General features: G+C 39.8%; 13 protein-coding genes and 1 tRNA gene. 10 read left to right on the forward strand and 4 right to left on the reverse strand.

The features are described 5' to 3' along the window. Nucleotides 1–44 precede the first annotated feature (44 nt). Genes CVT00_RS04970 through CVT00_RS04985 form a run of 4 tightly spaced genes read left to right on the forward strand, consistent with a single transcriptional unit; the run spans nucleotide 45 to nucleotide 5,014 of the window. Complete coding sequence (locus CVT00_RS04970; protein ID WP_103558054.1) at nucleotides 45–1,241, forward strand: efflux RND transporter periplasmic adaptor subunit; 1,197 nt, start codon at nucleotides 45–47, stop codon at nucleotides 1,239–1,241. After that, the gene (locus CVT00_RS04975; protein WP_103558053.1) at nucleotides 1,242–3,170 is read left to right on the forward strand and encodes a MacB family efflux pump subunit; all 1,929 of its coding nucleotides are present in this window, start codon (nucleotides 1,242–1,244) and stop codon (nucleotides 3,168–3,170) included. Nucleotide 3,171: 1 nt separating this feature from the next. Further along, the gene (locus tag CVT00_RS04980) at nucleotides 3,172–4,518 is read left to right on the forward strand and encodes a TolC family protein (RefSeq protein WP_103558052.1); all 1,347 of its coding nucleotides are present in this window, start codon (nucleotides 3,172–3,174) and stop codon (nucleotides 4,516–4,518) included. Between the two features lie 4 nt (nucleotides 4,519–4,522). Further along, on the forward strand, nucleotides 4,523–5,014 hold the full coding sequence (locus tag CVT00_RS04985) for a flagellar protein (protein WP_103558051.1): 492 nt from the start codon (nucleotides 4,523–4,525) through the stop codon (nucleotides 5,012–5,014). 749 nt (nucleotides 5,015–5,763) lie between these two features. Here the strand turns inward: CVT00_RS04985 and CVT00_RS04990 are convergent. The 4 genes from CVT00_RS04990 to CVT00_RS05005 are packed head-to-tail and all read right to left on the reverse strand — an operon-like array spanning nucleotide 5,764 to nucleotide 8,296. Next, nucleotides 5,764–6,261 (reverse strand): SixA phosphatase family protein, encoded by a 498-nt coding sequence (locus tag CVT00_RS04990; RefSeq protein WP_107915283.1) that lies wholly within the window; start codon nucleotides 6,259–6,261, stop codon nucleotides 5,764–5,766. Continuing rightward, complete coding sequence (locus tag CVT00_RS04995) at nucleotides 6,258–7,070, reverse strand: ferritin-like domain-containing protein (protein ID WP_107915285.1); 813 nt, start codon at nucleotides 7,068–7,070, stop codon at nucleotides 6,258–6,260. Before CVT00_RS04995 ends, CVT00_RS04990 begins: the two co-directional genes overlap by 4 nt. Then, on the reverse strand, nucleotides 7,057–7,632 hold the full coding sequence (locus tag CVT00_RS05000) for a rhomboid family intramembrane serine protease (RefSeq protein ID WP_107915287.1): 576 nt from the start codon (nucleotides 7,630–7,632) through the stop codon (nucleotides 7,057–7,059). Before CVT00_RS05000 ends, CVT00_RS04995 begins: the two co-directional genes overlap by 14 nt. Further along, nucleotides 7,616–8,296 (reverse strand): NlpC/P60 family protein, encoded by a 681-nt coding sequence (locus tag CVT00_RS05005; protein ID WP_107915289.1) that lies wholly within the window; start codon nucleotides 8,294–8,296, stop codon nucleotides 7,616–7,618. Before CVT00_RS05005 ends, CVT00_RS05000 begins: the two co-directional genes overlap by 17 nt. A 138-nt stretch (nucleotides 8,297–8,434) precedes the next feature. On the opposite strand from CVT00_RS05005, the gene murA reads away from it, so the two are divergent. The 6 genes from murA to coaD all read left to right on the forward strand — a co-directional run bounded on the left by murA (nucleotide 8,435) and on the right by coaD (nucleotide 12,878). Then, nucleotides 8,435–9,703, forward strand: a complete 1,269-nt coding sequence (gene murA, locus CVT00_RS05010; protein ID WP_107915291.1) for a UDP-N-acetylglucosamine 1-carboxyvinyltransferase — start codon at nucleotides 8,435–8,437, stop codon at nucleotides 9,701–9,703. A 2-nt stretch (nucleotides 9,704–9,705) separates the two neighbouring features. Next, nucleotides 9,706–10,866, forward strand: a complete 1,161-nt coding sequence (locus CVT00_RS05015) for a molybdopterin molybdotransferase MoeA (RefSeq protein WP_107915292.1) — start codon at nucleotides 9,706–9,708, stop codon at nucleotides 10,864–10,866. A 50-nt stretch (nucleotides 10,867–10,916) separates the two neighbouring features. Then, a tRNA-Gly gene (locus tag CVT00_RS05020) sits at nucleotides 10,917–10,991 on the forward strand. A gap of 65 nt (nucleotides 10,992–11,056) precedes the next feature. Further along, entirely contained in the window at nucleotides 11,057–11,863 is an 807-nt protein-coding gene (flgA, locus tag CVT00_RS05025; RefSeq protein ID WP_021089076.1) for a flagellar basal body P-ring formation chaperone FlgA, read from the forward strand. Next, nucleotides 11,860–12,411, forward strand: a complete 552-nt coding sequence (locus CVT00_RS05030; RefSeq protein ID WP_107915294.1) for a UbiX family flavin prenyltransferase — start codon at nucleotides 11,860–11,862, stop codon at nucleotides 12,409–12,411. Before flgA ends, CVT00_RS05030 begins: the two co-directional genes overlap by 4 nt. After that, the gene (gene coaD / locus CVT00_RS05035; RefSeq protein ID WP_012001782.1) at nucleotides 12,408–12,878 is read left to right on the forward strand and encodes a pantetheine-phosphate adenylyltransferase; all 471 of its coding nucleotides are present in this window, start codon (nucleotides 12,408–12,410) and stop codon (nucleotides 12,876–12,878) included. Before CVT00_RS05030 ends, coaD begins: the two co-directional genes overlap by 4 nt.

Below are 12,878 nucleotides of genomic sequence, written 5' to 3' on the forward strand. Positions count from 1 at the left end.
ACTCTTGTGAAGTAGAATTTACCAATTTTTTACAAAGAGAAGCGATGAAAAAAACTAAAATTTTAATAATCCTGCTTATTTTAGGCGTCGGTGGATACTTCGTCTATGATAAATTTTTTAATATAAAAGATGAAAAGGTGGAGTTTATCACTAAAAAGGCAAAGAAGGGCTCATTTAGCAAGAAAGTCGATGCGACTGGAGAAATTTTCGCCACCGAGCTAATCGACGTGGGAGCTCAGGTGAGCGGTCAGATAAAAAAGCTCTATGTTAAGCTTGGAGATCAGGTAAAAAAGGGCGATATGATCGCAAGTATCGATAGCTCGACCCAGCAAAATAGCATAGATAATAAAGAGGCTCAGCTAGCCATCTATAAAGCCCAGCTTGAAAGCGCAAAAGTGGCTCTAAATATCGCTAAAACGCAGTTTGATAGAGAAAATGCACTCTTTTCTAAAAACGCCACCTCAAAGCAAGAATTTGAAAGCGCAAAAAACACATATAGTGCAAATAGCGCCAAGATAAAAGAGCTTGAAGCGCAGATCAAGCAGACAAATATCGAGCTAAGCACCGCTAAGATAAATTTAGGCTACACAAAGATCACCGCACCAAGAGACGGCACCGTAGTAAGCGTGCAAGTTGAGGAGGGTCAGACTGTAAATGCCAACCAAACTACGCCAACTATCGTAAATATCGCTGATCTTAGCCATGTAAAGATGAAGATGCAAATAGCAGAGGGCGATATCACAAAGATCAAAGTCGGCACGCCAGTTGAATACTCGATCCTCTCTGAGCCAACGAAGAAATTTCAAACGACTGTTAGCTCGATCGATCCTGGGCTTACCACACTAAGTGATGGCAGCTACGGCTCAAGCAGCAGCAGTAAGTCTTCATATTCGAGTAGCTCTAGCAGCAGCTCGGCGGTTTATTACTACGCGCAAAGCATCGTTGATAATAAAGATGGAATTTTAAGAATAGGCATGACCACACAAAACGAGCTTTTAATAGCAAACGTCGAGGGCGCCATCATCGTGCCAAGCATCGGCATCAAAAAAGATGAAAATGGCACTTTTGTCTATGTGCTAAAAGATGGCAAGCCAGTAAAAACAGCGGTCAAAACTGGCATAAAAGACAACCTCGATACGCAGATCATCAGCGGCATAAACGAGGGTGACGAGATCATCACATCTCAAGGCTCATCAAGCGAGATCGCTAAGATGATCGCAAAAGAACATAAGAAGTTTTAAGTGATAAGCCTAAAAAACATCACTAAAAGCTTTAAGCTAGGTGACAATGAGATAGAGATCTTGCATGGCATAAATTTAGAGATAAAAAAGGGCGAATTTATAGCCATCATCGGTCAGTCTGGCTCTGGTAAATCTACCCTGATGAACATCCTTGGCTGCCTTGATAGCCCAAGTGGTGGGCAGTACCTGCTGGACGGCAAAGATATATCAAAATTTGATAGCGATGCACTTGCTAAGCTTAGAAGGGATAAATTTGGCTTTATCTTTCAAAGATATAACCTTCTTAGCACGATGAACGCCCTTGAAAACGTAGCGCTACCAAGCATCTACGCAGGGGCAAACAAGAGCGAGCGAGAGAAAAGAGCTAATGAGCTTCTTGGCTCTCTTGGACTTAGCGAAAAGGCGAAAAATTTACCAAATAAACTCTCAGGCGGACAACAGCAAAGGGTCTCCATAGCAAGGGCGCTGATGAATGGCGGCGAGATCATTTTAGCAGACGAACCAACTGGCGCGCTTGATAGCAAAAGTGGGCTAAGGGTGATGGAAATTTTAGTTGATCTTTACAAAAAAGGTCACACTATCATCATCGTTACGCACGACCCAAAGATCGCAGAGTATGCAAGCCGTGTGATCGAGATAAAAGATGGCAACATCGTAAGTGACAATGTCAAAAATAGCAAAATTTATGAAGCCAGCAAGCAAACTCAGCCAGAAAAGAGCAAATTTACCTACTATAAAGACCAGCTAATTGAAAGCTTTAAAATGTCGGTAAATGCGATGCTAGCGCATAAACTAAGATCGCTTTTAACGATGCTTGGCATTATAATTGGCATTACAGCGGTCATTAGCGTCGTTGCCCTTGGCAAAGGCTCGCAGGAGCAAATTTTAGCTGGCATCAGAAAGATCGGCACAAACACGATCGACATCATGCCTGGTAAAGGCTTTGGCGATATGCTCTCAGGCAAGGTAAAAACGCTCTCCATAAGCGATGCAAATATGCTTGCTAAGCAGTCCTTTCTGGACTCAGTCACGCCAAATACAAGCACCTCAGGCGTGCTAACCTATGAAAATATCTCGTTAAGTGCAAGCCTAAAGGGTGGTGGAGTAGGGAGCTTTGACGTAAATGGGCTAAAGCTAGAAGAGGGCAGAATTTACGATGATGACGAGGTTTTAAACTCTGATTCAGTCGCTCTAATCGATCAAAACACCAAAAATAGTATCTTTAAAAATGATGATCCTATCGGCAAGATCATACTTTTTAACAAAAAGCCACTTCGCATTATCGGCGTTTTGCAAAAGGATGATTTTAAGATGGGAGATTCAAGCACGCTTAAAATTTACGCCCCTTACACGACTGTGCTAAACAAGGTCACTGGGGATAAATTTATAAGCTCGATCACAGCTAAAGTAAATGAAGGTGTCAATGCGCAAATCGCCGAAAAGAGCCTAAGCGAGCTTTTAGAGATCAAGCACGGCAAAAAGGACTTTTTTACAAGAAACTCAGACAGTATCAAGCAAACTATCGAAGAGACCATCTCTACAATGCGCCTTCTCATCTCAAGCATAGCCGTCGTTTCGCTCGTAGTTGGGGGCATAGGCGTCATGAACATCATGCTAGTCTCAGTCACAGAGCGCACCAAAGAGATAGGCATAAAAATGGCGATCGGAGCCAGACAGAGCAACATCTTGCAGCAGTTTTTGATAGAGGCGGTGCTACTTTGCCTTATCGGCGGAGCCATCGGCATCGTCCTATCCTACGCTATCGGCTACGTTTTTAACAACTTCTTAAACGGCTTTAGCATGATCTTTTCAAACGGCTCGATCGTGCTTGCACTTGTCACGTCGATGGCTATTGGCATCATCTTTGGCTACATGCCAGCTAAAAATGCCTCAAAACTAAATCCAATAGATGCGCTTTCAAGGGAGTAATATGAAATTTCTAAGCCTAGCTTTAGTGCTCGTTTTAAGCGGTTGCGCTGTTAAAAATATAGATGAAAACTATAAGCAAATTTTACTTGAAGATAACGCTAGTGGCGAGCTAAATTTAGACACTTCTTGGTGGAAGCAGTATGAGCAAAGCTATCTTGATGAGCTTGTAGCGCTTGCGCTTAAAAACAACACCGACCTTGCAAAAGCTGCGATAAATGTAAATAAAGCGCTCGCTCAAGCTGGTGTTTTGCAGGCAAATTTAATACCAAGCTTTAACGCTGGCGTCGAGGCAACAAGTAGCAAAAACATAAAAGAGGGCGGCGCTTCTAGTAGAAATTTTGGCTCAAGCATAGGGCTTAGCTACGAGCTTGATCTTTGGCAAAAGCTAGCAAATAGCAAAGACGCAGCGATGTTTGAAGCAGATGCTAGCAAATTTGATCTGGAAGCTGGCAAACTAAGCGTGATAAACTCCGTAGCAGACGCTTATTTTCAAATTTTATATCTAAACGAGAGCATAAAAACTTATGAGCAAATTTTAGAAATTTATAATGAGCTAAATAGGATAGTTGAGCTTAAATTTGAGCTTGGCAAAGAGGATGCGCTAAGTCTAAAGCAGATAAACTCACAGCAACTAAACGCTCAAAATAAGATAGAAAGTGCTAAAAAAGAGCTAGTGAGTGCTAAAAAAACGCTTAGGATTTTACTAAATGAGAGGCCAGAATTTGAGCTTAAATTTGAAGCTCTCACGCTAAGTCCCGTTAAAAGAGTGGGCGTTGATCTAGATGTGCCAACAAGCACCATAGCAAACCGACCTGATCTAAGAGCGGCCATTTTCCGCATAGAAGAGGGTATCTTAAACTACAAAGCGAGCCAAAAAGAGTTTTATCCAAGCATCACACTAGGAGCCAGCCTCAAAAGTAGCACCGACAAAAAAGAGGAAGCGTTTAGCCTTAAATTTCTAAATGGCAACATCGCTTTGAATTTGCCATTTTTAAACTACCACAAGCTAAAGTCAAATTTAAAGGTTAGCGAGGCGAATTTCGAGCTTGCAAAGATAAACTACATAAGCACACTAAATAGCGCATTAAACGAGATAGACGCATTTTACAAAGACTACTTAAATGACGAAGCACTGCTTGCAAACTACCAAGAGCAGATAAAAAACTACGAAGAAATTTCAAAAATTTACGAGCTAAAATACTCCTACGGCAAGGTCGAGCTAAAGCAGTTTTTAGAGGCTAAAAATAGCGAGCTAGAGGCCAAAATAGGGTTACTAAAAGCAAAATACACACTTTTACAAGACGAGCTAAATATCTATAAATCGATGGCTGGCAAATTTAATAGGTAAATTTATGAGCTTAGCTTGGGACTACGAGGCAAACGCGTGCAGCAAGGATGGCAAATTTAGTGCCAAATTTGAAGGCTATGAGGTCGCTATGGGCGCTCCAACTCTTGGCGAGCTACGACTTTTTATAAATGGCGAGCACTATCTAAATTTAAAAAACAAGCTCTTAAACCACGCAAAAACGCTATCAAATTTGGATCAAAATTTAGTTAAAGATGGCAGCACCCATCAAATTTTACTTAGCGAGAGAGCGGCTGCTTGCTTTTTGTTTTCAGACGACTCTAAATTTCTAGCTTTTTGTGAATGGACGGCAGATAAAATGCAGATCGTAAAGATACTTCGCCTAGCCGATATGAGCATAAAAACTGACAACAAACGCAAAAGAGTAGTGGAATTTCTCTCATTTGATGACGGTGTACTTGAAATTTTAGACTCACCGATCTTTATGCCCAAAAACTATACACTAGATATCCGCACACTCTTTGACGATAAATTTTAATTAATGCACTTTAGCTTTAAAAATAGTTTTCAGGCGTATTTTCATAGTAAATTTAAATACTAGCTCTTAAATTTAGCACGCATATGATCACCTTATCAGTTTTTTGGAAGAACACTCGCTTTGGATTAAATTTGCCTCAAAAAATGCTATCTCAAGCAAGCACTTTATTTACATTTATCGCCGCTTTTATAAGGTGGGTGCTGCTGCTTTGCTTTTTAGAGCAAGAACCAGAAGCACTCAAGGTAACTCTCGTTCACCATTTTCAAAATAGGGTAGATCAAATTTTAAGTTATATATAAGATAAATGCAAATTTCACAATTTTTGAAAAGTGTAAAATTTAACTCATTTTATTACAAATTTTTTTACGCCAAATTTAATGGATAAATTTAGATCACACAAAAGATAAAATGCAAAACCTAGCCAAATATAGCTATTTAAAACTTTAAAAAGAGCAGAATAAATATTTTAAAATATCAATTTGAAAATTACAGTTTTCAATACAAAATATATAAAATATCTTGCATTTTACCTTTTATCATATTTTGGTATTGCAATTATGGTTGATTTTAAATTTGCTTTTATGTCTGGTGATTTGAGCTTGAAATGGTTAAATTTTCAAAACTGGAGTGATAAATTTTAAAATTTGAGTAGAAAATGTTTTTGGTTCAAAAGCAAAACTTGCATTTGAAAAATCAAATCTTTATGCCTGTCAGATCACAATAGATAAATTTGCGATTTTTTCTAAAACTTATCTCTGATGTTTCTTTGGGTGGTCAAAAAAGAGAACTTTTGCACTGCCCTCTTTTAGCTCTTTAAATTTACACTCAAACTCTATGCAAAAAATTCCAGAAGTTGGGATATTATCGATCGATGAGTCGCTTAGGTATTCACAAATTTCAGTTATGCTAGGATTGTGCGTGATGATAAAAATTTCATCTAAACTCTTGTCTAAATTTCTTACAAACTCTAAAAGATCCTCAAAACTTATGTCATAAAGCTCATCTTTTATCTCTATGGATTTTTCTTTAAATTTTAAAGTTTTGGCGATGATTTTTGCTGTTTGCTCGCATCTTTTAGCGCTACTTGAAAAGATAGCTCCTGGCATCACATCATACATTTTTAGCCTGTTAGCCATAAATTTAGCGTCCTCTTTTCCTTTTGGGCTAAGCTCTCTTGAAACATCTTTTGCGCCGTCTTTGTTCTCATCAACTGCTTTTGCGTGCCTTATGAAGTAAATTTTGCTCATGATCTCTCCTTTGAGAAATTCTTTATCCAGCTAAGCTCTTCCTCGCTAAAACCTGCCTTTAAGCGGTCTTTTTCGTTGATCTCTCTAATGCTTTTAAAGGAATTTGGATATAAATTTAATATGATGTCGAAATAGCTTTTTTCATCGACGCCCTCTTTTTTGCAGGCAAATTTAAACCATTTATCGCCCTTATAAACGTGAGAGACCTCCTCTTCTAAGATGACTTTTAAGCACTCAATGAGCTCCTCTTGCCCGCCTTCAGCTTCTAGCCTTTTGATGATGTGAGCGTTTGCATCAAGCCCGTTTGCCTCCATATACCTTGGTAGTAGCGCCATGCGGCTAGTTAGCCTATCTGAGGTCTTTTGAAGTGCGATAAAAAGGCCGTCATGCACGCTTAGCTCGCCGTATCTGCCGCCCTGTTTTGTGAGTAAATTTTCTATCATGCAAAAGTGCCTGATCTCATCCTCAGCCACCTCCAGCCAGTCCTCGTAAAACTCCCTTGGCAGCCCTCTAAATCTATAACAAGCATCAAGCGCGATGTCAATGGCACTAAACTCGATGTGAGCGACTGAGTGGATGAAATTTAAGTTTTTATCTTTTGGCTTTACCTTTTTGTTTAGCTCTTTCATACTAACGACGTCGCAAAATTTAGCGTAGCATGGTGTAGTTAGCTCATTTGGCGCAGAAATTTCATCAAAACAAATATCCAAATTTGATCTAAATTTCTCGTAAAATAGCTCAAATTTTAAAAATTTAAGCTCCACGTCGCCTTCGTTTAAAATATCCCAGATCTCATCAAAAAATCTCATCTGCTCTCTTTAAGTAAAATTTAGCATACAAACAGCCGACAGCCCAGCCTATAAAGTGCGCGTACCATGCGACATTTATACCCATAAGTAGTGGCAAAAAGCTCATGGCAACAACGATGGCAAAGTAGCCAAACCACGCCTTTTTATCAGAGTATAGCATCGAGGTCGCCAGCATACCAAAGAGCATACACAAAGCGCCGCTTGCACCGACTAAATTTATAAATTTCTTATTTTCAAATGCAAAATATATATAAATAAAGCTTAAAATTTGCGTCAAAACGCCACCAACGATATAAAAAATGATAAATCTTTTCGTGCCAAGATATAGCTCGCTCATCGTGCCAACTTGATATAAGAAGAGCATATTCATAAGCAGGTGACCTGCGCTTGCGTGCACAAAGATAGATGTGAGGGGCTGAAATAGATAGAATTTTTCTAAAAAATAGATGTTTAAACCAAGCGCGAGCCATAACTCACGCGAGTGCAGAAAGGTGGCACCAAAAAATGCAGCTAAATTTAAAAGGATAAGTGCAAATGTAGCTGGGCTACTTAGCTTTGCCATATCCAGCAAATCTATTTGCCGCAAGGCAGCTAGCGTTTGAACATCTTACGACGTAGCTGTTTATCTCTTTGTCGCCCTTTAGATGCGTGTTTTTTTGTTTTAAATTCATATAGCTGTGGATGATCCTACCGCCAGAGTTGTGGATAAATTTCACCGTCTCATCTGGAAGTATAGCTGTTACAATGCCAACGTGAGTAACATTTTTCTTGTCTTTATTTTTTTGTATGCCTTTGCCAAGGGTGTTTGAAAAGAAGATAAGATCGCCTTTTTTTGGATTTTTATGAGTGATCAAATTTTGGCTTTCATAGAAGTTGTAGATGGCTTTTGACTTTCTACCACCCTTGCTGTAATAGTTATTGATGGTTTTTTCATCAAAATACATATTTTTATATTTTGCATTTACGATAGATACAAAGCCTGAGCAGTCGCCCCCTGCTCTAGTGTTTAAGTATTTTTTAAAAAATGAACCAAATTCTTTATCTGCTCTGCCGTCATCTTCGCCTAAAAGCTCACTTGAAGTTTGTCTGCTAAAGTCTTCGTTTGTAGAGGCGGTTTGATTGTAGTCATTTTGTGGGATTTTAGGCTCATTTGAGGTGAAAGAACAACCTGTAAAAAGTGTGATACAAAGTGCAAAAAATATTCTTTTATTTATTAAACTTAACATATTTTTATCCAAAATAATTAATTTTCGTAATTTTAACTCTTAAATGTAAATAAAGCGAAAATAGCGCCCTGTTTTCTTTACTCTAAGTTTAAAAACAATATAATCGGCAAAAAATATATTTTCTTAAGGCAAAAAATAATGATGCACTATCTAAAAATAGAAGGCAATGCCAAATTAAGCGGCGAAGTAAAGATCAGTGGAGCTAAAAATGCCGCCCTACCTATCATCGCCCTAACCCTACTTGCTAAAAATAAGATAAATTTAACAAATATCCCAAATGTCGCTGACATAAAGACGCTTTGCCAGTTATTGGTTAATCTTGGCGCAAAGTGTGAATTTAAAGATGAAAACTCACTAAGTATCGACACGAGCAGCGTAAATTCGACCACGGCAAACTACGACATCGTTAGAAAGATGCGCGCTTCTATATTAACGCTTGGTCCGCTTCTAGCGCGCTTTGGACACTGCGAAGTGAGCCTTCCTGGAGGCTGTGCGATCGGACAAAGACCAATAGATCTGCACCTAAGCGCACTTGAGAAAATGGGCGCAAATATCGAGATAAAGCAAGGCTACGTTGTCGCAACCGCGCCAAATGGACTAAAAGGCGCAAAGATCGTTTTTGATAAGATCACCGTAACTGGCAGCGAAAACATCATCATGGCAGCTGCCCTAGCGCACGGCACGACAGAGCTTTTTAACGTCGCACTTGAGCCTGAAGTGGTGCAAATTTGTGAAATTTTGGCAAAAAGTGGCGTCAAGATCGAAGGCATCGGCACAAGCGAGCTAAAGATCACTGGTAGCGGTCAAAAACTACTTGAAATTTGCGATATCGAGGTCATCCCAGATAGGATCGAGGCTGGCACATACCTTTGCGCTGGAGCTATCACAAATAGCAAAATTTCAGTCACAAGGGCAAATGCTGCGCACATGACAGCCATTTTAAATAAATTTGAAGAGATGGGCTTTGGCATCGAAGTGAGTGGCGATAAGATCACTATTTTGCCGACAAACGAGATAAAACCAGTCGAGATAAGAACGACTGAGTATCCAGGCTTTCCAACCGACATGCAGGCTCAGTTTATGGCGCTTTGTCTAGCAGCAAATGGCGTTAGTACGATAGATGAGAGACTTTTTGAGAACCGATTTATGCACGTTAGTGAGCTAGCTAGAATGGGCGCTGATATCCGCCTAAATGGTCACATCGCAAGCGTTTATGCTCCTGCAAATTTAAATGCAGCTGATGTCATGGCAACTGACCTTAGAGCAAGCTCAGCGCTGATACTAGCCGCTCTCATCGCAAATGGCGAGAGTTTGGTGCATAGAATTTACCACCTTGATAGAGGTTATGAAAGGCTGGAGGAGAAATTTAAAAGCCTTGGGGCAAAAATAGTTAGGCTTGAGGAGTAAAAATGCTAGTAAATGACGCACTTGAGGCTTTAAAAGCTAAATTTAAACCAAAAAATGAGAGCGAAATTTTACCCATTAGTGAGACTCTTGGCAAAACCTTAGCAAATGACGTGATAGCGGTCAAAGACCTGCCCTGCTTTGATAACTCAGCGCTTGATGGCTTTGCTGTTAAATTTGATGAAAAAGATGAACCTTATAAGATAATCGCAAGTGCCTTTGCAGGCGATAAAGAACAGCTAGCTATCGGCAAAAACGAGTGCGTGAAGATAATGACTGGCGCAAAGATGCCAAAAGGCTCTGACACGGTCATGAGATTTGAAGATTGTGTGGTTGAAGGTGAGTTTGTAAAAGCGCCAGCTAAGCTTAAAAAAGGCGAAGCTTACCGCTTTAAAGGCGAAGAGACAAAAGTTGGTGAAATTTTGCTAAAAAGTGGCGAAATTTTAAACACAAGAAGCGTGATGATGCTAGCAGCTCAGGGCATAAGCTTTATAAATGTGAAAAAGCAGCCTAGTGTTGGAATTTACTCAAGCGGAAATGAGATCATCGAGCCTTGGCAAAGAGCGAGCGAGGATGAAATTTACAACGCAAACGCACTTGGCATCGCCGCACTTTTAAGCTCAATCGGTCAAAAAAGCTCATATCTTGGCATCATAAAAGATGAGTTAAATGCTGTAAAACAGGCATTTTTAAACTCTGCAAACTACGACATTGTTATCTGCTCTGGTGGAGCAAGCGCTGGTGAGGCCGACTTTATGAAGATAGCCCTAAGTGAGCTTGGATACAACGAAATTTTCTCGCACCTTGACATAAGACCTGGCAGACCTTGCAAGGCTTATGAAAAAGATGGCAGGCTTGTTTTTATCTTGCCTGGCAACCCTATGGCTGCCTATCTTTGTACGATGATGCTTGTTTTGCCACTTCTAAAAAGCGAGTGTTTTGTAACGCAAAAAGCTATAAATAGCGAAAATTTAAAGGTAAAATCAGGCAGAGCAAATGCGGTATTTGGCAATGTAGCTGATGGCAAATTTATAGCAACTGATGGCGGAAAATATGGCTCAGGCATGATAAATCATATATTAAAGAGCGATTTTGTGTTGATAACTAGCCCTGATCAAGGTGAAATTTTACAAAATAGTGAAATTTCACTCATAAAACTTCCATAATTCTTGACAAATGAAAAACAATTTGATAAAATGCGGACTTCATTTTGATTGCGGGAATAGCTCAGGGGTAGAGCACAACCTTGCCAAGGTTGGGGTCGCGAGTTCGAATCTCGTTTCCCGCTCCATCTTTTTTATACTCATTTTTTTATTTTCCACAAAACTTTTTGCAAATGAAGTCAGCATCTATCCGATGTATTGTGTCGTAAATGATCAAATTTCGCTTAGCACTTTTGGCTTTGAAGGCGAAGACAATGAAATTTTAAACTTAGAGGGCAAAAGAGCTGCCAAGATAGATAGTAAAAAGCTCTATGAAATTCTAACAGCAAATTTTAAAACATATAATGACAAAAGCGGCGGCAGCGTTGCTTTTGTAAAAAACTGCTCTATCATGGATGAAATTCAGATGCAATTTCTAAGAGAGATCAGCAACGAGTATCCAGGCATCAGCGTGAGCGATCTTAGCATCAGTCCGCAAAACAAACTTCCTGCAAATTTTAAGGATCTAGTCTTTAAAAATATCTTTCTAAACGATCAAAATAGCCAAAAAGGCGTCTTTAGAGCCTCATTTGAGGACGTTGATCTAAGTTTAAAAAGCCTTTATTTTAAATTTAGCTTTAACGCCAAAATGCCAGTTTTTATCGCTATAAATTCAATGAATACAAACCACATTTTAAGCTTGCTTGACTACCAACCAACGATGATCGAGTTTAGCAAATGGCCACGTGACGCACTCTTTGGGCTTAGCGCCTCAACTCTTGTCACAAAAGTGCAGATAAGAAGCGGTGAAATTTTAACCAAACGCCAGTTTAATGCCATAAGTTTAGTCAAAAAAGGTCAAATGCTAAATGCAGTTTTAAGCGAGGGTGGCGTCAAGATAATCGCCGAGGTAAAGGCGCTTGAAGATGGAAATTTAGGCGATATGATAAAAATAAGAACAAGAGAAAATAAAATTTTACAGGCCACAGTTTCAGGCAAAGACGAGGCAGTTATTAGATGAAAAAGGTAGTTTTTGCAGCCACTGGAGCAAGCGGGGCTGGGCTTTTTCTAAAGCTAGTAAATGCCGCCAAAGATAGTTGCGAAGCGCATGTCATAGTTAGTAAAAATGCTATGAAGGTTTTAGAAGCTGAAGAAAATTTGAAGCTAAATTTAAATGATCTTGGTGTAAAAATTTATGATGATCAAGACCTTGGCGCAGGTCCAGCTTCTGGCTCGTTTGGCACGGATGTTATGATCATAGCGCCCTGCTCTACTAATACTTTGGCAAAGGTCGCAAACGGCATAAGTGACACGCTCATCACAAGGGCCGCAAGTGTCGCGTTAAAAGAGAGACAAACCCTAGTTTTGGGCGTTAGAGAGATGCCATTTTCTACCATTGCGCTCTCTCAGATGCAGCTGCTCTCATCTCTTGGAGCTACCATCGCTCCGCCAGTTTTAGGCTACTACGCAGGCATAAAGAGCCTTCATGATATGGAGAATTTCATCATCGGCAAGTGGCTTGATGCCTTAAAAATCGAAAATAATCTTTACAAAAGGTGGCAAATTTGAAAAAATCTTGCATCTATCCAGGGACATTTGACCCCATCACAAACGGCCATTTAGACGTCATCATAAGAGCTACAAAAATTTTTGACAAGGTAATCGTCGCAGTTGCAAAAAGTGACAGCAAACAGCCGATGTTTGCACATGAAAAGCGCATAGAGATGGCAAAAGAGGCAGTTTGTGAGCTAAAAAATGTAAGCGTTCTTGGCTTTGATAACTTGCTTGTTGATTTTGCTAAGTCGCACGGCATAAATACCGTCATCAGGGGTCTTCGCGCGGTTAGTGACTTCGAGTATGAGCTACAAATCGGCTATGCAAACGCTGCACTTTGGGACGAATTTGAGACGGTTTATCTTATGCCAAGCTTAAATAACGCCTTCATCTCAAGCTCTATCGTCCGCTCAGTCTTGCGCCACGACGGCGATGTGAGCAACCTAGTGCCAGCAAAAATTCTTAAAAATTTAAAGGCGTAA

The organism is Campylobacter concisus (assembly GCF_003048675.2).
Taxonomy (GTDB): Bacteria; Campylobacterota; Campylobacteria; order Campylobacterales; family Campylobacteraceae; genus Campylobacter_A; species Campylobacter_A concisus_F.

Excerpts from the sequence above, each read along its gene's own strand:
- CVT00_RS05005 (WP_107915289.1), bottom strand. The coding sequence starts at position 8,296 with ATGTTAAGTTTAATAAATAAAAGAATATTTTTTGCACTTTGTATCACA.
- CVT00_RS04970 (WP_103558054.1), top strand. The coding sequence starts at position 45 with ATGAAAAAAACTAAAATTTTAATAATCCTGCTTATTTTAGGCGTCGGT.
- CVT00_RS05030 (WP_107915294.1), top strand. The coding sequence starts at position 11,860 with ATGAAAAAGGTAGTTTTTGCAGCCACTGGAGCAAGCGGGGCTGGGCTT.
- CVT00_RS04985 (WP_103558051.1), top strand. The coding sequence starts at position 4,523 with ATGAGCTTAGCTTGGGACTACGAGGCAAACGCGTGCAGCAAGGATGGC.
- CVT00_RS05000 (WP_107915287.1), bottom strand. The coding sequence starts at position 7,632 with ATGGCAAAGCTAAGTAGCCCAGCTACATTTGCACTTATCCTTTTAAAT.
- CVT00_RS04995 (WP_107915285.1), bottom strand. The coding sequence starts at position 7,070 with ATGAGATTTTTTGATGAGATCTGGGATATTTTAAACGAAGGCGACGTG.
- CVT00_RS04990 (WP_107915283.1), bottom strand. The coding sequence starts at position 6,261 with ATGAGCAAAATTTACTTCATAAGGCACGCAAAAGCAGTTGATGAGAAC.
- CVT00_RS04980 (WP_103558052.1), top strand. The coding sequence starts at position 3,172 with ATGAAATTTCTAAGCCTAGCTTTAGTGCTCGTTTTAAGCGGTTGCGCT.
- murA (WP_107915291.1), top strand. The coding sequence starts at position 8,435 with ATGATGCACTATCTAAAAATAGAAGGCAATGCCAAATTAAGCGGCGAA.
- flgA (WP_021089076.1), top strand. The coding sequence starts at position 11,057 with ATGTATTGTGTCGTAAATGATCAAATTTCGCTTAGCACTTTTGGCTTT.
- CVT00_RS05015 (WP_107915292.1), top strand. The coding sequence starts at position 9,706 with ATGCTAGTAAATGACGCACTTGAGGCTTTAAAAGCTAAATTTAAACCA.